The 19,280-nt window shown below is 48.9% G+C and carries 19 protein-coding genes; 12 read left to right on the top strand and 7 right to left on the bottom strand.

Annotated elements, in window-relative coordinates; genetic code table 11:
- Nucleotides 1–145 precede the first annotated feature (145 nt).
- From A372_RS0125430 to A372_RS0125415, 4 genes are all read right to left on the bottom strand, one after another.
- Nucleotides 146–544, bottom strand: a complete 399-nt coding sequence (locus A372_RS0125430; RefSeq protein WP_019423741.1) for a DUF2871 domain-containing protein — start codon at nucleotides 542–544, stop codon at nucleotides 146–148.
- Nucleotides 545–661: 117 nt separating this feature from the next.
- Complete coding sequence (locus A372_RS0125425) at nucleotides 662–2,050, bottom strand: sensor histidine kinase (protein WP_019423740.1); 1,389 nt, start codon at nucleotides 2,048–2,050, stop codon at nucleotides 662–664.
- Nucleotides 2,047–2,727, bottom strand: a complete 681-nt coding sequence (locus A372_RS0125420) for a response regulator transcription factor (RefSeq protein WP_019423739.1) — start codon at nucleotides 2,725–2,727, stop codon at nucleotides 2,047–2,049. Before A372_RS0125420 ends, A372_RS0125425 begins: the two co-directional genes overlap by 4 nt.
- Before the next feature lie 111 nt (nucleotides 2,728–2,838).
- Nucleotides 2,839–3,084, bottom strand: a complete 246-nt coding sequence (locus A372_RS0125415) for a hypothetical protein (protein ID WP_019423738.1) — start codon at nucleotides 3,082–3,084, stop codon at nucleotides 2,839–2,841.
- A 168-nt stretch (nucleotides 3,085–3,252) separates the two neighbouring features.
- On the opposite strand from A372_RS0125415, the gene A372_RS0125410 reads away from it, so the two are divergent.
- Together A372_RS0125410 and A372_RS0125405 are read left to right on the top strand one after the other, a co-directional pair.
- Nucleotides 3,253–3,915: a YheC/YheD family protein gene (locus A372_RS0125410; protein WP_019423737.1), complete on the top strand. Its 663-nt coding sequence runs from the start codon at nucleotides 3,253–3,255 to the stop codon at nucleotides 3,913–3,915.
- 284 nt (nucleotides 3,916–4,199) lie between these two features.
- Nucleotides 4,200–4,349 (top strand): sporulation histidine kinase inhibitor Sda, encoded by a 150-nt coding sequence (locus A372_RS0125405; protein WP_019423736.1) that lies wholly within the window; start codon nucleotides 4,200–4,202, stop codon nucleotides 4,347–4,349.
- A 370-nt stretch (nucleotides 4,350–4,719) separates the two neighbouring features.
- Here the strand turns inward: A372_RS0125405 and A372_RS0125400 are convergent, their stop codons facing one another.
- On the bottom strand, nucleotides 4,720–5,760 hold the full coding sequence (locus A372_RS0125400; protein WP_051004541.1) for an NAD(P)/FAD-dependent oxidoreductase: 1,041 nt from the start codon (nucleotides 5,758–5,760) through the stop codon (nucleotides 4,720–4,722).
- 496 nt (nucleotides 5,761–6,256) lie between these two features.
- Here A372_RS0125400 and A372_RS0125395 point away from each other — a divergent pair, with 496 nt between their 5' ends.
- From A372_RS0125395 to A372_RS0125380, 3 genes are all read left to right on the top strand, one after another.
- Nucleotides 6,257–7,453 (top strand): NAD(P)/FAD-dependent oxidoreductase, encoded by a 1,197-nt coding sequence (locus tag A372_RS0125395; RefSeq protein WP_019423734.1) that lies wholly within the window; start codon nucleotides 6,257–6,259, stop codon nucleotides 7,451–7,453.
- A gap of 3 nt (nucleotides 7,454–7,456) precedes the next feature.
- Nucleotides 7,457–7,702 (top strand): hypothetical protein, encoded by a 246-nt coding sequence (locus A372_RS0125390; RefSeq protein ID WP_019423733.1) that lies wholly within the window; start codon nucleotides 7,457–7,459, stop codon nucleotides 7,700–7,702.
- Between the two features lie 578 nt (nucleotides 7,703–8,280).
- Complete coding sequence (locus A372_RS0125380) at nucleotides 8,281–9,702, top strand: MFS transporter (protein WP_019423731.1); 1,422 nt, start codon at nucleotides 8,281–8,283, stop codon at nucleotides 9,700–9,702.
- A gap of 48 nt (nucleotides 9,703–9,750) precedes the next feature.
- On the opposite strand, the gene A372_RS0125375 is transcribed toward A372_RS0125380, so the two are convergent.
- The gene (locus A372_RS0125375) at nucleotides 9,751–10,629 is read right to left on the bottom strand and encodes a LysR family transcriptional regulator (protein ID WP_019423730.1); all 879 of its coding nucleotides are present in this window, start codon (nucleotides 10,627–10,629) and stop codon (nucleotides 9,751–9,753) included.
- Nucleotides 10,630–10,792: 163 nt separating this feature from the next.
- Between A372_RS0125375 and A372_RS0125370 the strand changes: the two genes are divergently transcribed.
- Nucleotides 10,793–11,959 (top strand): 2-methylaconitate cis-trans isomerase PrpF family protein, encoded by a 1,167-nt coding sequence (locus A372_RS0125370; RefSeq protein ID WP_019423729.1) that lies wholly within the window; start codon nucleotides 10,793–10,795, stop codon nucleotides 11,957–11,959.
- Nucleotides 11,960–12,101: 142 nt separating this feature from the next.
- Here the strand turns inward: A372_RS0125370 and hemQ are convergent, their stop codons facing one another.
- Nucleotides 12,102–12,851, bottom strand: a complete 750-nt coding sequence (gene hemQ / locus A372_RS0125365; RefSeq protein WP_019423728.1) for a hydrogen peroxide-dependent heme synthase — start codon at nucleotides 12,849–12,851, stop codon at nucleotides 12,102–12,104.
- Nucleotides 12,852–13,141: 290 nt separating this feature from the next.
- Here hemQ and A372_RS0125360 point away from each other — a divergent pair, with 290 nt between their 5' ends.
- From A372_RS0125360 to dnaI, 6 genes are all read left to right on the top strand, one after another.
- Nucleotides 13,142–13,435, top strand: coding sequence for a YuiB family protein (locus A372_RS0125360; RefSeq protein WP_019423727.1), 294 nt, complete (start codon nucleotides 13,142–13,144; stop codon nucleotides 13,433–13,435).
- A 110-nt stretch (nucleotides 13,436–13,545) separates the two neighbouring features.
- Nucleotides 13,546–14,250: an NAD(P)H-binding protein gene (locus A372_RS0125355; protein ID WP_019423726.1), complete on the top strand. Its 705-nt coding sequence runs from the start codon at nucleotides 13,546–13,548 to the stop codon at nucleotides 14,248–14,250.
- A 449-nt stretch (nucleotides 14,251–14,699) separates the two neighbouring features.
- Complete coding sequence (gene abc-f, locus A372_RS0125350) at nucleotides 14,700–16,436, top strand: ribosomal protection-like ABC-F family protein (protein WP_019423725.1); 1,737 nt, start codon at nucleotides 14,700–14,702, stop codon at nucleotides 16,434–16,436.
- On the top strand, nucleotides 16,402–16,563 hold the full coding sequence (locus tag A372_RS37650; protein WP_157259718.1) for a hypothetical protein: 162 nt from the start codon (nucleotides 16,402–16,404) through the stop codon (nucleotides 16,561–16,563). Before abc-f ends, A372_RS37650 begins: the two co-directional genes overlap by 35 nt.
- Nucleotides 16,564–16,693: 130 nt before the next feature.
- Nucleotides 16,694–18,211, top strand: a complete 1,518-nt coding sequence (locus A372_RS0125345; RefSeq protein ID WP_019423724.1) for a DnaD domain protein — start codon at nucleotides 16,694–16,696, stop codon at nucleotides 18,209–18,211.
- 42 nt (nucleotides 18,212–18,253) lie between these two features.
- A complete protein-coding gene (gene dnaI / locus A372_RS0125340; RefSeq protein ID WP_019423723.1) occupies nucleotides 18,254–19,210 on the top strand; it encodes a primosomal protein DnaI in 957 nt (318 codons plus the stop codon).
- Nucleotides 19,211–19,280: the final 70 nt, after the last annotated feature.

Below are 19,280 nucleotides of genomic sequence, written 5' to 3'. Positions count from 1 at the left end.
CTGCACAGAGATTTACATGCTATTTCATTGGATAAATCCAATGGGGGATGAGACAAGCTAAGAGAGGGGATGCCCCCTCTCCTGAAATAATCCACAGTTCGAATTACTTACGAAGCTTCCTATTCGACAGTGGGCAGTTATGTCGCTATTCTTTTATTTTTTTGCCGAGCAGCACCATAAACCAAATGATAGAAGCGCCAAGTATGGCATGTCCCAAGCCCGCGATGTGATTTAATCCGTTCATATCCGTTCCGTTTACTTGTAAGACGCCGCGGACTGTCATAGCGATTAAGGTAACAATGAGACCGCCGTTATATACGAAATACCATGGACCGAACGAGCGTGTTTCGTGGACGTGGAAGGTTTTGGCGAGCAGCGTAAGAATGAGAAAGAACATAAATCCTAACACCAAAATGTGCGTATGCAGCGGTTTGAGTGTCGTGTAGGCCGTGTATTCGTTTATTTTAGTAAACTCGCGAAAAAAGATACCCGCCACTAAGCCGAGAATAGCGTAGGCAAAAGAAGTTACATATAGTTTTCTCAACGTGATGATCTCCTTTTCAATTAATGCGACGATTATGTACCGCTTGTAGCGAGTATAATCGAGAACTGTGAACTGAAGATGAATGGACTGTTACAATGTCTCTAACAGCCGTGTCTTTCATATCTCCCTTACCGGAAGCCTGACCGAAAATGCCGCTCCCGCGCCGGTATTGTTTGTCGCGCGAATGGTTCCTTCGTGCAATTCAACGATTCGTTTCACGATTGATAACCCAAGTCCGGTTCCGTGGGCATTTCCCTTTCGTTTGTCATACTTGTAAAAACGATCAAATAAATAGGGGAGCGCCTCTTCGGGGATACCTTCACCCGTATCCGAAAATATCACCTCTACTTCATGCAGCAGTTTCCTACATTTTATATGGAGCTGGCCTCCGGGTTCAGTGAATTTGATCCCATTGCTCAACAAATTGCTCCACACTTGATGAAGCAGACCTGGATCACCATGAATGACGACCTCTTCAAGCTCCAGATTCAGCTGTAAATTCTTCTCGCCCCATTGAGGCTCCTGCACGATAATGATTTGTCTCAACTGCTCGTCCAACCGAAAGGGGGCGTGCTTCAGCGATTCTTTCCCTCTCTCCAGCGCCGCGAGGGTCAAGAGCTGTCGCCCTAGACCTGACAGCCGAGAGCTCTCATCATCGATAATCTGCAAATACTTCCGTTCTTGCTCCGGCGGGAGCGGGTGATCCAACAGTTGTCGGGCCAAGCCACGAATGGAGGTTAACGGAGATTGGATCTCATGAGAGACGTTCGCCACGAATTGCTTCTGCATGGCGTCCACCTGTCCCAGTACGGCAGCCATGCGGGTAAATCTGCGGGCTAGCACACCGATTTCATCTTTGCGTGTAATGTCGAGTTGAACGTCGTAGTTTCCATTTTCCAGCTTCATCGTCGCGTCAGTAAGCCGATGAAGAGGTCGTACGAGATAGCGGGTCTTGATGGCAATAAGAACAAGGCTAATGACAAAGGTGCCGATGAGCAGTACAGCGACTAATATACGCACTTCTTCGGTCTGCTGCACCATATCCGGCCGCACGAACAAGGCATGTCTTTCTCCGGCGAGCTCGGCTGGAGTACCGTAGCTTAGCTCGAGACGGTTCTCAAACACAGTTGGAACAAACCAGCTTTGCTTGTGGGTGCGCATGCCTTGATAGGTTCCGCCCTTTAACACGGTGTCGATAATTTCGGGTGTCAACGATACGTCATCGAACGCCCTTCCATATGTCTTGATGTGACCGGCCTCGTCAATGACATAGAGCTGATAGCCGAGCTTGGACAATGAATCGAGCAGTTCATCGACAGAAGAAGGGCTGTTGGTCATCTGTTCGCCGAGCTTAGATAGCGCAGCCCCGACCTTTTCCATTTTAAGTTCGTAATTTTCGGTTAGAGTGTGGCTGTATGCAAAATTAGCTGCGAAAAATGCGGAGGCAAAGCTAACAAGCACGATCACGACGGAAAACAGGACAATGCGCGTATATAACGTGTTCATGCATCACGTACCTCCAATTTGTATCCTAATCCCCGAATGGTGACGATATGAAAGTCACTGCTGCTATCGTGGAACCGTTCACGCAGCCGCTTGATATGTACGTCAATCGTGCGGACGTCGCCCTCGTAGTTGCTGCCCCAGATCCAATCGAGCAATTGATCCCGTGTAAAGATGCGGCCAGGATAGGCGGCCATTTGGGCGAGCAGCTCGAATTCTTTTCGCGGCAGCACGTGTTCCTGCCCGTCCACCATCACGGTATAGCTTTGTCGGTCAATAATGGTATGCGGAAAGCGGATCATAGAATCGGATACAATCTGATATCTTCGCAACAAAGCTTTCATGCGGAAGAGCAGCTCTTTCGGTTCAAATGGCTTGACCATATAATCATCAGTTCCTGCGGCAAAGCCTGTTTCTTTATCCTCCAGCTCGCCCAAGGCGGTCAGTAGAATGACGGGAATATCGTATGACGCCCTAATTTCGGAGCAAAGCGCCCAGCCGTCTTTAACCGGCATCATCACATCGACGATCGCAAGATGCGCGGTCTCGTGCTCCAATATCTTTGCTGCCGTCTGTCCGTCGGCCGCTTCGAACACGTGATACTGTTCCGATTCGAGAACGAGGCGCAGCAATGCGCGAATATTCGGATCGTCGTCTGCCACTAGCACGTTGATTTTCATAGGTTACAACCTCCTGAGGAATACAATCTTATGATATCCGCCTGCGGCAGCGGTTATAACGAACGAAATCCTTGACACCCGCAAGCGGATACCAAGGATTTCGGAACGTAGCTACATAAACGTCTTATTGATCATGATGGAGATAAGATAGAAGCAGAATATGGAGAAGAGCCAGCATCCTATCCCAAGAACTCGCTTATGCTTCTTCCAAAATTGAAATCCGATCGCCAATATTCCCACATTCACGAGTACTAACACAACGGACATGGATACAATGGCTACCCAATATAACACTTCAAATACAGCTGCGGTAGTCATGACGGTCGCTCCCATCTTCATAAATGCGTAACTCATCATTTTTCATTCATCTTATACGATACCATCCGAAACTTGGAAAAGACAAGCATCATTACTTCTCACTCTACTCTAGTCTATTAAAATAAGGCAGAAGCCGTGGACAATCATACAAGAATAGTGAAAGGCCTCTGAGTATGTATAAGTATAATGATGAAAGGAGATGCACGCATGGAAAGCAGACAACTGGCGAGCAAGTGGCTCAAGACCGAGGCGCTATTATCGGACGCTCGCGCTGCCGCTCATATTCCGGCGACACGCATTTATAATTCATCCAACTTGCACCAAATGCTGAATCAGTACGGGTTTGTTGTCATCAAGCCGGTCGTGGGCGGCGGCGGGGCGGGGGTTATTAAAGTGACGAAGGAAGGAGCGACCTACCGGCATACGTATATGTCGCGTACCCGCTCTTTTAACGACTTCGACGCCTTGATGCGTTCGTTAACTTCTGTGAAGAGAAAGCGAGCGTATTTGATCCAGCGCGGTATTCAGTTGGCAGCAGTCGGCGGGCGCCCAATCGATTATCGCGTCAAAGTCGTCAAGAAGAACGGAAAATGGGTATTTCGCTCCATGGTAGGAAGAGTGGCGCGGAAAGGATTGTTTGTGACGAACTTATGCAAAGGCGGCTCGATGCTTACTGCGGCTCAGGGCATCGGACGTTCGCTATCCAGTGGTCGAGTTCGATTGAAAAAAAGCGAAATGCGGCAGTTGACCCGATTGTGCACAAGTATTTTGGAAGGGAAATATCCGGGGATCGGTCAGCTCGGGTTTGATTACGGTATCGACCGCTCAGGCCGAATTTGGATATTTGAAGTAAATACGCGTCCACAATAACGATGCTGTCATGTAAATCTATTTTGCTATTACTATATGATAGATTCCATTTGTTGTGCTAGGCAATTTGATTAAAGATTTTTATTATAGACACACCAAAAAAGGGTGTGAATAATACTATCCACATCATCCCCATTGGGCCAGAACGATTTTCGACGGTTATCAACAATTTAACCACAATTTTTCCACAACCACCTGTGGATAATGGAAACGCTTGTTCTATTTTTCGCACCCGTGCTATGATGAGAACGGACAGGAAACATTTAGGAAAGGTTGTGATTGAGATGGCTTTGCTTTCCGATGAGCTGCTTATGGATTCCTATGAGCAAGCAATCCAGCTTCAATTGGATCATGAATTCATCTCTTTGCTGCTTAAGGAAATTCGAAGACGCCGCCTTCATCCGACCCTCTTCCAGAAGCCGGTACGCAGATAGAATGACCGGAGCTTTGCCGTGACTTTACTCCCACGCCATTCCATTGATATGCATCATGGTATGGCAATGTTCACAGTACACTATATGCAAGCATAACTCGTTCGTAGAACCGTCTGCCTGCATTGTGAAGTGAGCTTCGGATAGGTCATCCGGTTGATAGGGGGCGTAAGGTCCCAAATAATCCTCTAGTTTGCCGCTGTCGATAGCTGGGTTCAAACAGTTCGGACATTGAAACACAGGACTGATTATGCCATTGCATAGTGGACAAACATGAAACAAGGGTATCCGCCTCCATTAGATAAAGATGTAGGAGTAGGATACCCTTTCTTTCGTTCTATCATGATATTAAAATTATTGTCGGCAGACTTCGTTACATCTTCATGTTGCTGCTGTGTCCCGGAGAAAGCTTTGCTGTCGGATCAATGTACACTTTGGCGTTATTGATTGCCGTTGGAGCTTCGCCGAAACCTACGGCGATAAGCTTCAGCTTGCCAGGATATGTTGTCACGTCACCCGCTGCGAAGATTCCTGGAATATTTGTTTCCATACGGGAATCGACCACAATGGATCCGCCCTCAATCGAGAGACCCCATTCAGAGATTGGGCCGAGGGACGATACGAAACCAAAGTTAACGATGACGGCATCGACATCGATGTCGAGCGTTTCTTTCGTCTTCGTATCCGCAATCGTAACGCGTTCGATGCGGCCGGCTTCACCGTGAAGGTGCGTAATCTCTTTCGGCGTCAATATTTGAACCTTGGAGTTCATCAACTGTTCTACGCTATGCTCGTGCGCACGGAATTTGTCACGACGATGAATGAGCGTTACTTGCTCCGCAATCGGTTCAAGCATAAGCGCCCAGTCTACGGCAGAGTCGCCGCCGCCGCTGATGAGTACGCGTTGGCCTTTGTACTGCTGCAGGTCACTGACAAAATAGTGCAGATTTGACTTCTCGTACTGCCCTGCATCAGGCAATTCCAAGCGGCGAGGCTCAAAAGCGCCCACTCCAGCTGTAATAATGACCGCCTTCGCTTGGTGGACTCCTTTATCTGTTGTTACTTCGAACAGTCGCTCGTCACGTTTCTCTACCCGCAGCACCTTCTCTTCCAGGCGTACGTCCGGATGGAAATGGTCCATCTGTTGTTTCAATTGATTTACGAGCTCTTGTGCGGTTACTTTAGGGAAGCCAGCAACGTCGTAAATGTATTTCTCTGGGTAAAGCGCAGCCAGTTGTCCGCCAAGCTGCGGCATGCTTTCGATAAGGCGAACGGAAGCTTGGCGCATGCCGCCATAAAATGCGGCAAACATTCCGGCAGGGCCGCCCCCGATAATTAAAATATCTACTACATCTTGTTGCGATGTAAGTTGCGAATTCAAAGCAGAGCACCTCCAATGGCGATGTCTGACCATGTGATTATGGTCATTGTGTAATTAGGCACATCTATCATTATAAACCTAGTGGAGCAAGAAGGAAACTATACTTTTCGAAAAATTCCCAGAATGTGCAAGCTAGAAAAAAATTTTAATTAAACCGCTTACATTATGGGGAACAGCTAAAAAGGTGCTTGTAATTTAGCTGGAAACTCGATATCATTGCATGTGAATTGTATACAAATTGTCGAGAATTTGTCGATGTTGGACAAATTGATGACCATACACGCTTTATCTTAGAGTATACGGGTTGTTTTAAGGTAAATAGTTCATAATAACGTTGTGTTTGGTTGATGATTTGTATAACATCACATAGAGAGAGATATAGGCAAGCTATGTTTTTTTTTGTGGAGTTTTTCACAACTGCGCAATGATTGATGAGGATAAACGGAGTATGAGGAACTAACTAGTTGCTTAACCGAGAGGATAAGGAACCGACACAAAATGATTTACCTGATTGGAAGGAGCATATACGATGAGCAACATACCTAAAATCGTAATTCTGGGCGCGGGTTACGGTGGCATCATGGCAGCGCAACGCTTGCAAAAGGAATTGAACTATAATGAAGCGGACGTAACGTTAGTCAACAAGCATGACTATCATTACTTTACGACTCATTTGCATATGCCGGCTGCCGGAACGGACTCTTACGACAACGCTCGAGTGTCCATCTCGAAGCTAATCGATGAGTTCAAAATTGATTTCGTCAAGTCGACGGTCAAAGAAATCCGCATTCAAGATAAGAAGGTTATTCTTGAAGACGGGACGCTGTCGTATGACTACTTGGTTATCGGTCTTGGCGGAGAGCCGGAGACGTTCGGTATTCCAGGACTTGGCGAGTATGCGTTCAGCATTCGCAGCATCAACTCTGTTCGCGTTATCCGTGAGCATATCGAGCATCAATTCGCCCTTTACAAGCAGGACGAGTCACGCAAGGACCGTCTGAACTTCATCGTTGGCGGCGCGGGCTTTACCGGAATTGAATTCGTAGGCGAATTATCCGACCGTGTTCCGCAGCTATGCAAGCAGTTCGATGTGGATCCGCAACTGGTTAATATCTACAATGTCGAAGCGGCGCCGTCTGCCCTTCCGGGATTTGATCCGGAATTGGTAGAATACGGGATGGATGTGCTGAAGAAGAAGGGCGTAACCTTCAAGCTCGCCACTGCGATTAAAGAATGTACTCCTGAAGGTGTAATGCTTGCTACTGGCGAAGAAATCAAAGCGGCTACGGTCGTATGGACCGGGGGTATCCGCGGCAACCGTCTGATTGAACAAGCCGGCTTTGAAGCGATGCGCGGCCGCGTGAAGGTTGATGAACATTTGCGCGCTCCGGGACATGACAATATCTTTATTATCGGCGATAACTCGCTGATGATTAATTCGGAGAACGATCGCCCGTTCCCACCAACGGCGCAAATGGCGATGCAGCAAGGTCCGGTGTGCGCAAGCAACATCGTGGCTTCAATTCGCAATCAACCGCTAAAGAAATTCGAATACCACAACAAAGGTACGGTAGCTTCCTTGGGTAAAGGCGAAGCAATCGGCGTAGTTGGCAAGAAAAAGCTGAAAGGTTTCTGGGCTGCTCAGCTTAAGAAAATCATCGACATCCGCTGGCTGTTCATCGTCGGAGGCATCTCGCTTGCGCTTCGCAAAGGGAAATTCTTCTAAGCCATGCGTCACTGCAGCGTGCAAGTGCGCGGGCTCTTAACCCGCGATGAATTGGAGCGTTACAATGCTTTAATGGAAGTCGGGGGCTATTTAGAGCAACAGGACCGATATGATTTGGCTTATACGGTGCAAAAAGAAGTCGATCTGCTCATTCAACCGGCGATCGAACGGCTGAAGGAAAAAGGCCGCATGCGTGATCGTATGACGGCACAATATTTGGCTTCTTTAGATGATGAAGACAAGGAATGATTAGGGATGGTCAAGCCGTCGCCGCAGCTTATTGCGGTGGCGGTTTTTTCATTTTGTAGAGTCGGTCTTCCGTATAATGGCCCTTAGTTCCATTCTCCCATGCAGTCAGAAGGGAGAATGTTTGAAGATAAGGCGCATGGCATGGCGTTTGTATTACATGCCGTGAAGCGGCCCGTTATACTGGGAGTAAAACAGAGTCGTCCTTGGGCGTGCCGCCTCCTGATGAAAGGGAAGAATGGAGCAAAGGGGCGGATAATATGAATCACCGTCAGTCTGAACGCGTCACTGCTGCACGAACGTAACATTTCGTTCACGGTGAAGAGACAATGCCTTGCTTCAAAAGCAAATGCGGTGTGTTTGCGTCAGGTTAAGGAAATAGAGACAAGCATCCCGAAGCAGAACGGATTCGATTGAATTTGAAATAATAAAAAATAATTATCAATAATGATATAAAAGATTGATTTTTTCTATATCATAAATCGTGCTATAGTGTAACCAATCAGCTGATGCCGCGAGCTCAAACCGTATAATGTGTGCTTGGAAATTAGGTAGGAAATACAATTCGGAGGTGGAAGCTTTTGCGTATCACGCCAATTGAAAGCGGTATCAATGTATCCGGCCGATTGGATCGTCTGCCGATTGGTTCGATTCATCGAAAGACGTTAATGGCGCTTGCGTTTATTTATTTTTTTGAGTATGCAGATTTGAATACATTCTCTTTCGTAGCTCCCGTATTGAAAAAAGAATGGGGGATGTCGGTCACCGAGATTGGTTGGATTACGTCGAGCTCCTTTCTGGGGATGTTCATTGGTTCGGTATTTGGCGGGTGGTTCGCGGATAGATTCGGAAGGAAGCGGGCCATCATCATAATGACGTTGTTCTTTTCGATATTTTCTATGATTACGGCTCTGGCATGGAATCCTGTTATACTCGGAATACTCCGCTTTTTCACCGGTGTGGGAGTGTCGGCGGCACTGATCAATTCGAGCACCTATATCAGTGAGTTTTTTCCTTCCGCTTCCCGCGGCAAATTCCAGGGCATCGCACTTGTCGTTGGTTTATTGGGCATTCCAGTGACCGGATGGATTTCGACTTGCTTCATTTCCTTAGGCCCCCACGGATGGAGATATGTTTTCGTATGGGGCGGAATGGGGATGGTTGGCCTTTGGTTTCTGCGTAATATCCACGAAATACCACGCTGGTATTTATCTCGGGGGGAACGTAAAAAAGCCGAGGAAATCATTCAGCGTATCGAGGAACAGGTGCGCCGCGAAAAAGGAGAGCTGCCCCCAATCAGCGATGCTGCAATAAGACCGAACGCCGATACTAAAACAAATGCCTACAGTGAGCTGTTTAAAGGGAAATATCGAGGCAGAACGGTCATTTTGACCTTGGCTTGGATTTTTCAAACGTTGGGCTTCTACGGATTTGGTTCTTGGGTTCCAACACTTCTCGTACAGAACGGAGTCGTACTCAATAAATCTTTGCTTTACAGCACGCTCATCACGATTGGGGCTCCGTTGGGCGCGCTGCTCGGAGCGCTCATTGCAGATCGCTATGAACGTAAGTGGAATTTGATTGCTTCATCACTTTTTATAGCTATTTCCGTGTTTTTGTATGGCACGACCCTAAATCCAGTGTTCCTGATTGTGTTCGGGTTCTTGGTAAATATGATTGAGAGAACGTATTCCTCCAATTTATACACGTATACATCGGAATTGTATCCTACACATATCCGTGCATCGGGTTATGGACTTACTTACGGATTGGGGAGATTCTCTAATGTGTTTGGCCCGGTGCTCATCAGCTTTATGATCCTCGAGTTTGGAAGCTCTAGTGTATTCACCTTAATATCCCTTTGTTGGATTGGTTCGGCTATGGCATTGAGCTTTGGTCCCAAAACGAACAAGCGCAGCTTGGACGAATTAGAAAGCGACGCAGATAGCGGCGAGCCGCTCAAGCAAGCCCGGCCGATAGCCGCAATTGTTAACAACGATTGAGCTAAAGACCAAGAAGAAGATATAAGAAGAGCTTGTGCGCTTGTCACCTTATCTTCTTCTTGGTGCTTCCGAGTCAAGATTTTTGATGAAATCAACAAATTCCTTCATTAGAGATAGATAAAGCGATTCCTTCTTGTAGATCATCCATGATTTCCGTTTTAATGGAACACCATGCTTGGATGTCAAATTAATTTTGTATAAATCCTCTTGACCGCCGAGCACGATAGTCGGCAAGATGGCATATCCGAGTCCGTTCAACACCATTTCTTTTCCTGTCTCCATTTTGTCGACTTCCATGGCTATGCTCGGGGGTTGCGAATATCGTTCCTTCCACCACAGGTCTATCATATTTTGCAGCGAAGGCTCCGTTTTATAATTGATTCTTGGCAGGTTGGGCAGATCGTGAAGATGAATTTCGTGTTTTGAAACGATGCATATGTTCTCCTCCATCATTAAGTGCTTATCATCCGGCCAATCGTAATCTCCCCGAATCATTCCGATATGCACATGTTGACTATACACGGAGTGAACGAGATCCGAGCTCCAATCCGTCATGACCCTCACTTCAACATCTGGATACTGTTCTAGAAATCGTTTTAGAATGGCAGGAAGTATATAAGTGGCAATATTGCTGGCGACCCCTAACCGAAGGATTCCCGTTACCTTATTATCCATATTCCATAGGTGTTCCTTGGTTTGCCGCAATTGCAGCCGCATTTCTTTCGCATATTTGACAAGATATTCGCCCTGAGCCGTAAATTGAATTCCTCTTCTTCCCCGATTTACAATTTTAATCCCGAATTCTTTTTCCAGCTGCTGAACCCGATAAGTTAATGCAGGTTGAGAAATGTAGAGTTGCGCAGCCGCCTTGGTGATGTTTTGTTCGTTGTGCAGCGTCTCCAATATGAGCCAATCTTTATCCTCCATCTTACAACACCTCTACTTAGATATTGAAAAAAATTATTGAAATTGATAAAACATCAATATTTTATTTATTCCAAATACAGTAATACACTTAAAATGAAAAGTCAATTATTCACTGCTCGGCGGATTCCGAGAGAATTCGAATAGAGGCAAGGAGTGATTTTCAATGTATAGCTTCGGACAATTGGTGAAAATACCAGCTGTGATTATGCGAGGGGGGACAAGCAAAGGGCTCATATTACGCAGATGTGACCTCCCGCAAGATTCCGCGTTACGGGATCAAATCATTTTGCGCATGTTTGGAAGCCCGGACAGCAGCCAGATCGATGGGTTGGGCGGGGGGACCAGCCTCACAAGCAAGCTTGCGCTGATTGGGCCTCCTTCAACACCGGAGGCCCACATCGATTATACCTTTGGTCAAGTCAGCCTCGAAAAAAATGTGATCGATTATAAAGTAACTTGCGGAAATTTGCTCGCGGCGGTCGGACTTTATGCTGCAGAAGAAGGCTATGCAACGTTGACCGAACCGATAACAGAAGTCCGTATCTATAATACGAACATCGATAAAATTATCGTGGCTGAAATTCCGGTAGAACAGGGAGCAATTAAATATGAAGGCAATTTTTCAATCGCAGGCGTTCCCGGATTATCTTCCAAGATCATGTTGAACTTTCTCGATTCGGGCGGCACTTTCACGAAAAAAATGCTGCCGTCAGGCAATGCGATCGACACGGTGCAAATTAAAGACGGAAGGCGTTTTGAAATCAGTGTCGTTGATTGCGTCAATACCATTGTATTTGTAAGAGCGCAAGATGTGGGTGTTAAAGGTACGGAACTCCAGTATCCAATTAACAGCAATGCAGAGCTGTTAGATACCTTGGAGCAGATTCGCGTGAAGGGCGGAATTCTCGCCGGACTGATCCGGCCCCAAGAATCAGTCAGACCGACGACGCATTCGCTCCCCAAGATCGTCATGGTCGCACAGTCGACGGATTATATCACGTTAACGAATCAAGCGGTTCAAGCGGAGGACATCGATATTTTATCGCGTTATATCTCCATGGGAGCGCTGCACAAAGCACACGCTGTCGGGGGAGCCATGGCGTTAGCGGCAGCTTGTCAAATACCGGGAACCATTCCTAGCCTCTTAACATCGTCCTCCGGCTCTGCTGTACGTATAGGACATCCGTCAGGCACAATGTATGTGGAGGCTGTTGTCGAAAGGAAAGAAACGGATTGGCATGTAATTCGTGCGGCTTGCGGCAGAACCGCCAGAAGATTAATGGAAGGAGAGGCATATATTCCGGTATCGGTGCTGGCAGCTCATGGTTAAGCGGCCTCCCCGCGTTGGCTGTGTGTCGGGCATGCCGGGTATAGTGACGGGGAAACGACAGTAGCCGTCAGATAAAAAAACCGGGCCGCCCTCGGGCTTCCCGGTCTCCACTCTCGCCGCGCGGCATAGAAAGAACTACAACTTACTTCATCATTTCGTTCAGCTTGTCCGGTGTGAGCAAATTCCCAACGTAGAAGGAACCGAATTCGCCGAAGCGCGCGCTTACTTCATCGAAACGCATTTCATAAATCAGCTTTTTGAACTGCAGCGCATCATCACTAAAGAGTGTTACTCCCCACTCCCAATCGTCCAAGCCTATGGAACCGGAAATGATTTGCTTCACTTTCCCCGCGTAGCTGCGGCCAATCATGCCGTGGCTGCGCATCATCGCGCGGCGGTCCTCCATCGACAGCATGTACCAGTTATCCGCCAAATCACGCTTCTTGTTCATCGGATAGAAGCAGATGTGCTTGCTCTTCGGCAGAATCGGCTTAAGCCGGGCGATGACTTCCGGATTATCCATCGGATCTTCCGTGGAACCCGGCTTCGCCAAGTAATTGCTCAGTTCGACAATACTTACATAAGAGTAGGTAGGAGTCGTATATTGGGCAAAGGACGTTTTGTTCAATTCATTTTCCAGCTCGTTGAGCTCTTCTAACGTTTCACGCAGATGGAAAATGACGAAGTCTGCTTTCTGGCCAACAATGCTGTATACCGCCGTGCTGCCCTTCTTGTCATTCTCTGTCTGGGTCCAATTGGACCACAGCGCATGAAGCTCTTCCAGCGCATGAGCGCGCTCTTCATCGTCAGCTTTCTTCCACTGTGTCCAGTTGATCGTGCGGAAATCATGGAGCGCATACCAACCGTCTAGCGTTAATGCCGCTTCATTCATGTCGTTATCCTCCGTTATTTAATAAAGTACGTATTCAAAAAGGTCATAGGGACCTTTTTGAATAACCTCTAAAAGATTGTTAAACACAATCGATACGATTAGCCATTACTCAAAGCCATTGTAGCTCATTTGTTATCATATGAGCAACTTCGACGTGACGAATGTCACTGAATGTTCGTTGATTTTTCACAAGTGTACAAGTACACTAAGACTATTCAGCAAATTAGCGAATTATGGATAATTGAGTGGCGAAAATAGACCTGCAGATGGATACAGGGGGATGATTACAGATGGGCTGGATTATGGTCATCATTTTGATGGTGCTCTTCTTTGTCATGATGTTCGGTATCGGTTTCATTCTCAATATGTTGATGAAGACGACTTGGTTTCCGATCGGCTTCTATATTGTGATTGTGCTGCCAGCTACCGTTATTATGCTGTGGAAGCAGGACAATACCTTCCTGGAAAATGTCGCGAGCTTCGGGGTAGTCGATTATTTGACGGCGGTGGCCGGGTTGGCCGGAGCTTACATTAGCGGGAAGACGATTTATTTCTTGCGCAAGAGCGGCTACCAGATGTTCTAGAAATTGAGTGTGCACTGTGAATGGAAGAGTCAAAAAAGGGGGGACGCATCTATGAATGGGATGGGTTCCTTTCTTTATTTAAAGATGAGAAGGGTGAGGTGGCGACAACGATGAACGCTCAAAAGGGGCGAACGGCTCTAGTGGTTGGAGCAACGGGGCTGGTAGGGCGGGAATTGGTGCGCAAGCTCGCGGAGGATGCACAAGTTCACAAGCTGATTGCGCTTGTGCGCCGTATGCCAGAGCAAGGCGAGGCGTCTTGGTTCGAGCATGCGAAGCTGGAATGGCATGTCGTGAACTATGACCAGTTGGAGGCATCCAGACAGTCATTCTTGGGTGTGGATGAGCTGTTCTGCTGCTTAGGAACGACGATAAAGAAAGCGAAGTCGCGCGAAGCGTTCCGCCGCGTTGATTACGAATACCCGCTGGAAGCAGCTAAGCTGGCTGCAGAGGCTGGCGCCAAACGAATGTACGTCATTACAGCCATGGGGGCGGATCCGCGTTCGAACGTGTTCTACAGCCGTACGAAGGGCGAAGTGGAAGCGGCGCTCTCCGGTCTGCCATATGACAGCATCTATTTCTTCCGGCCTTCGCTCTTGCTGGGCGATCGGAATGAACGCCGTACCGGTGAGCAATGGGGTGCGATTGCCATGCGCCTCCTGGATCCCATCTTCAAGCTCGGGCCCTTGAAGCAGTATCGCGCCATTCCGGCAAGTGTGGTCGCGGAAGGGATGGTCGCGGCCGCGAAGCAACCGCAGCCAGGGGTGCATGTCATTCTATCGGATTGCATCGCCCCTCTGCCCGTAAATGCATTTTGACAATAACGATTGCGATCGAATACAATAAACATGATTGCATCAACAGATGCAAGTTGATTCTGAATGAAAGGGCAAGGTACACACCGCGATGGACAACTAATCCGAACTCAGCGAATCATTTTGACAGCATTATGATTTCAAAATGTACGTTCAGAGAGGATAGATCTGCCCATTTAGCAGGTTGTATCGGCCGTTATATATAAGCATGCAGAACGATTGAGAAGGTGAACCGCACATTCAGCGGACATAAAGCCGGTGGCTCCTCGTATGTTCATTCTTGTACGAATGGATATGCGTCGTAAGCTGCTTAGCGGCATCTTTCGCGTCAGCGACAGATGATTCCTTTGGCGTCCGGCGATGAGGTGCTCCCATTCTCTCTATTGTGCAATTTCTGCAAGCTTATTGCCGTGAAACGCTATCCTCTCTGGGTAAACCAGGGAGGTTTTTTTATGAATGAAAGATATACAACGAAGACGCCGGAGGTGTCCGGGCGCCTTGTCATGGAGGCGCATCAACTTGCTGCCTACGTCGGCGACCGCCGCCTGTTCCGATTACAGGACCCGCTGCGCGTTTATGCGGGCGAGCGCATCGGTCTAATCGGAGCGAACGGGGTGGGCAAGACTACGCTCCTGCGAATGCTGGCAGGAATACTTGAGCCGGACGCAGGCTATGTGAAATGCGACGTCTCCTCATCCTTCGTGCCGCAGCTTGACGATGTGAGGGAAGAAGAGGCGGAGGAAGTGACACTCAGCGGCGGTGAACGGACGAAGCGCCGTCTGAACGAAGCGGCGAACGGCGGAGCGGAGCTGTTGCTGCTCGATGAGCCAACAAGCCATCTGGATGTAGAGGGCTTGGAGTGGCTGGAGGAACGCCTCATCGATTATGCACGGAACGGGACGCTGCTCTTCATTTCCCATGATCGGACGCTTCTGAACCGTGTCGCTACGAGAATATGGGAAGTGGAGAATGAAGCGGTTCATATCTATAGCGGAGGCTATGAGGATTACCGCAGAGAGAAGGAGCGGCTGCGGACCGAACGACAGCGTGCCTACGAGAATTATGTGGCGGAGCGGCAGCGATTGCAGGAGGCGATAGTGGAGAAGAAGACACACGCCCATAAGGTCGGAAAGCCTAGGCCCAAGAAAGGATTGACGAGCAAGGAGATTCGTTCGGCTCGTCCGCATTTTAACCGCAAACAGTCGAAGGTCGAGAAGACGGTCAAAGCGATGGAGAAACGGCTGGAGCAGTTGAAGGTCGTCGAGCAGCCGTTCGAGCTTGCGCCGGTGCTGTTCGACGCGAATTGCCATGCGCCGCTTCGAAGCAAGAGTGCGCTAGAAGCGCAGGGGCTTCGGCTCAGCGTAGAGGAGCGCGAATTGGTGCGTGACGGGGCCTTTCGCATACGGCCGCACATGCGAGTAGCGCTAATCGGGCCGAATGGAGCGGGGAAGACCACGCTGCTTCGCCGCTTATTGGAGGCGTACGAAGCCCACGGGCAGGATACGGAGCGGCATGCGGAGGGAGCTGGGGTGATCCGTTACGCGCCGAGCGCCCGCATTGCGTATTACGATCAGAAGCTGTACGCCTTGAACTTGCAAGAGAGCGTGCTTGATAATGTCCTGAAGTCGAGCGCTTATGATCAGACTTCTGTACGTACGACGTTGGCGCGGCTTCGGCTGCGCCGGGACGACGCCTTGAAGCCGGTATGGCAATTGAGCGGCGGCGAGAAGGTGAAGACGCAGCTTGCCAAAATGTTCATGAGCGAAGCGAACGTGCTGTTATTGGATGAGCCGACGAACTATTTAGATATCGACACACGCGAAGAGTTGGAGCGAGTGCTGAAGGCGTATCCCGGCACGCTTGTCTTTGCCACACATGACCGCACGTTAATGGATCGGACGGCTACGCATGCCATCGTGTTCAACAACGGCACGTTGGATTGGCTGACGATCGAAGCGCTGCGCGAGCGGCTGCGGTTGAATGCGAACGGTGAGCGCAGCCCCGAGGCTGCTTCCGCAGCGGAGGTTCAATCGGATAGCGTCCTGTCATTGTCCGCGGAAGAGCGCATGAAGCTGGAGCTCGAATGGGCAGAGCTGCTAGCCCGATTGTCGGCTCCGCGCAAGGATGATGCGGTCGAGGAGTTGGAGCGCCGATATGCGGAATTGTTGGAACGGCGCCGACAGTTGTGAGTGGAATCTAATTCCGCTCCATGATGACGGTAAGCGATATAGCGGATCGAGGCCGGGTGATGTGTTGCAGGATGCGCAGACACTGGCGGAACCACAAGCGATATATGCGTTGCTGATCCAGTCTTAAACGCATTTGTTGATAGCAAATCTATGAGTCGGTACCGTCCGCAGTTACCACGATTTTGTCGGACGGGTCGGCTCTTTTTATGATACAATAGGAAAACATGATTTGTTCGGGAGGAGAAGGAGAGAATACGATGCGGATGTCAAATATGCACCATTTTACGGAACACCATCGGTATGTGACTTACCGGGAATTCAGCTTGAGCGAATTGGATCTGAAGATGCTTTCCCATGTGTATCAACCGATGGTCGGAGCATTCGCAATCGGAATGTATCATCTTCTGCATCAGCACGTTGCAGCCGATCGGACCGGATACTCTGGCATTGACGCGCAGCGGCGTCTATTTATGCTGCTTGGATTGGAACCGAGCGAGAAGGGAAGAACGTATTTTGTCGAGCAGACCTCCAAGCTGGAAGCAGTCGGACTGCTGCAGACCTCGCGCATCATGCTGCCGGATATGGACGAATGCTTGTACGAATACGAGCTGCAGCCTCCACTATCACCTAATGATTTTTTTGAGACACAGCATTTAACGCTGCTGTTGCGGGATAAGGTGGGGAAATATGCTGTCCTCTCGTTAAGGGAGCAGTTCTGCACAAGCGAGCCGTTCGATCTTGCCTCATGGGATGCGCAGAGGGAAGATATATCCGTTCCTTTCTACGAGCTGTTCCGTTTGAATACGCAAGTGATCGATTTTGAACTGGAACAAGCGCTGCAAGAGGTCGCACCGAGCCGTTCGGCGCAGTCTGCCCAGTTCGCTCAGAAGCCGGACGCACAGGATTTGAATTATGCCGACATTATTACCCGCTTTCCGAAGCAATCGCTAAATCGTAGATTCGTAGAGCAGCTGCGCTATGACAAAGAGGGAATGGGCATGATTAATTATGTGGTGCGGAAGTTCGAGCTCACGCTGCAGGAGACGTGCCGTCTATTGGATGAAGATGGGGTGTTCACTGCAGAGGGTTCCATTGCGCTCGAAGAGATGCAGCATCGCGCCCATTTGCATTTTCGCCAAAATAAGCGGCGCAGTGAATGGCGGGAGCGGGAACAGAGCCGGATCGAACAGAGCTCGCAGCCGGAGGAAGCACACGAACAGGAAGTGGCGGTGCAAATGGAGTTCTATGTTGAGGTTCCGCCGCAATTCCGCGACAAGTGCGATGTTCACCAATACAATATGATGCTTCGCAATACGCCGTATACACTGATGTTGGAGAAGTTTTTCCCGGGTGCCGTTCCAGATTCATTCCTTGATATGTTTACCAAAATGGACCTGAATTATAAGATGTCGGACGAAGTGATTAATGTCCTTATTCATTATTTAATGACGATGCTCGTCCAAGGAGCGGAACAACGGTTGAACCGGAATTTTGTCGAGGCAATCGTGTCGAACATGCTCGTGAAGCAGGTGGGCACTTACGAGCAGGCGGTCATGTATATTCGACAGCAAGCTCAAGTGAATGATGCGGACCGATCCCGTACAGGCGGTTCAGATTCTGCGAAGTCACCGCGTTCGCGCAGCCGGTACAACAAGACGGCCAAACCAGCGATTCCAGTCGTTCAGCGCACGGGAACCGGCGGCGCCAAGCTTACTCCCGAGGAGCTGCAGCGCGCGCGGGATCTGGCACGGCGCTTGGACGAAGGAAGAGTATAGCGCGAGTAGCTGTGTGGATATAAGAATGTGGAGGTGTAGCGAATGGAATCTATCGGGGACATATTGAAGCAGCTGCCGGTTAGCAGCCGGAGAGCACAAGCAGAACAGAAAATGACGGAGCTGTTGAATGACCCGCTCATCGTTCAATTCCGAACGAAGTATCCCGAGCTGGATGACCGCAGCCTTCGCATTAATTTGAATAAATTGTACCAGTATGTGACGGAATATCGACGCTGCATGCAATGTCCGGGCTTAGAGAACTGCCCTAATGACTTCCGCGGCCATTATACGAAGCTGAGTGCCGAGACGGTGAATGACCATGCGCTCGTCTACGATCGCAAAGTGCCGTGCAAGAAGCTCATTTCCTTTGAACGGCAGCAATCCATTCAGAATCGAGTACGTTCCTTCTATGTGGATGAAACGGCGTTGAAGCAAGGATACTCGGCTTCGGAAATTTTGGAGAACGATATCGAGCGCAGCGATGCCGTCTTGGCGATCATTGAATATATCGAGCACACGAAGAAAAACGGCTTGCAGCCGCACGGTCTCTATTTGGTCGGTCCATTCGGCACGGGCAAGACGTTTCTGATGAGCTACATCTTATATGAGCTCGCACGCGCCGATTGTACGGGAGTCATCGTATATATGCCGGAGTTCGTGGAAGAGCTGAAATCGATGTTCCAGGAGCCGCAGAGGCTGCGCGATACGATCGAAATGATGAAGGATACGGATTTGCTCGTATTTGATGATATTGGGGCAGAGAACATAACGCCGTGGGTTCGCGATCACGTTCTCGGTTCCATCTTGAATTACCGCATGAATCGCAAGCCGACCTTCTATACGTCGAACTACGATATGGACGCGCTATTGAAGCATTTCAGCTATACGCGCGAGGGTGAGGACATTCATAAAGCCGAACGATTGATGAATCGCATCCGCCCGTTTGTGAATGTTGTTCAAGTGGATGGAAGAAATAAGCGGGGCCAAGCAGATTCGTAATTACAATATTTGCATATGGATGTGCGTTACAAAAAATTACAGCCTCCATGTATAATGTAAAGGCAGTATG

The sequence above is a fragment of the Paenibacillus sp. OSY-SE genome (assembly GCF_000283315.1).
GTDB lineage: Bacteria > Bacillota > Bacilli > Paenibacillales > Paenibacillaceae > Paenibacillus_B > Paenibacillus_B profundus.
Note: the sequence above shows the minus strand (reverse complement) of the source record. Positions and strands in the feature narration are given on the sequence as shown.